Consider the following 901-nt stretch of genomic DNA (forward strand, 5'->3'; position numbering starts at 1 on the left):
GCCGACGATCCGCGAGACGGCAACACGGCCGATATCGAGTCCGCCATTGTCCAACCCGTCGGCCACCGCCTCGACATGCTCGGCCAGGCTCTTCTGCGACAGCAGCGACGTCGCCAGAATTGCCGTGAGGACCAGTCCGGCGGGAATGCCCGAAAGCATGGTTTCCACCGCGAAGGCGATGGCGGCCGGCACCAGCACGATGATCAGCAGCGCATGAACACCGCGCCGGCGACGCAGGGCGTCGGAATCAGTATCGCGGTTGAGCCTGCGGTCGAGAAAGGATATCAGCCTGCCGAACCAGGTGACGGGATGGCCGATGGCGCCGAACAGCCAGGCCGGGTAGCCGACAGCGAATTCAACAACCAGTGACAGGAAAGCGATCAGGATCGACATGAAGTCTCTTGATGGAGCGGCGACAGTGGTGGATCACGGCGGAAGCCTTGGCCGGGCGAGGGCGCTTTTCCCGCACGCGCCACAACCCTTCGTCGACCTCTCGACCGGTATCAATCCGCACTCCTATCCGTTTTTCGAGTTGCCCGCCACCGCCCTGTCGAGATTGCCGGAAGCCGCGCGCGCCCGCGAGTTGGCCGACGTCGCGGCAAGCGCCTATGGCTCGCCATCGGCAGCGCATGTGATGTCGGCGCCTGGCACCCAGATCTTGTTGCCGCGCGTCGCCTCGCTGGCGAGCCCCGGTAAGGCGCTGGTGCTCGGGCCGACCTACGCCGAACATCAGCGGGCAGCGGCGATCGCCGGCCATGCTGTGATGGAGGTCGATGATTTCGAAGCCCTGGCAGGAGCCGACCTTGCCATCGTCGTTAACCCCAACAATCCAGACGGGCGCATCCTCGAACGCAAGAAGCTGCTTGCGCTTGCGGGAAAATTGCGCGCCAGAGGCGGGTTG

The 901-nt window shown here is 64.9% G+C and carries 2 protein-coding genes (1 of these 2 cut by a window edge); one reads left to right on the forward strand and one right to left on the reverse strand.

The window, feature by feature from the left end; all coding sequences use genetic code 11:
* Positions 1-393, reverse strand: the start of a protein-coding gene (locus EOC93_RS33420) for a cobalamin biosynthesis protein (protein WP_127206746.1). It extends 450 nt beyond the left edge of the window; only the first 393 of its 843 coding nucleotides appear in the window; it begins with the start codon at positions 391-393; the stop codon falls past the left edge of the window.
* On the opposite strand from EOC93_RS33420, the gene EOC93_RS33425 reads away from it, so the two are divergent.
* A partial coding sequence (locus EOC93_RS33425) for an aminotransferase class I/II-fold pyridoxal phosphate-dependent enzyme (RefSeq protein WP_127206747.1) occupies positions 392-901 on the forward strand: 510 nt, incomplete at its 3' end. The genes EOC93_RS33420 and EOC93_RS33425 overlap by 2 nt on opposite strands.

Origin of the sequence: Mesorhizobium sp. M6A.T.Ce.TU.002.03.1.1, from assembly GCF_003997275.1 — a bacterium.
Lineage (GTDB): Bacteria > Pseudomonadota > Alphaproteobacteria > Rhizobiales > Rhizobiaceae > Mesorhizobium > Mesorhizobium mediterraneum.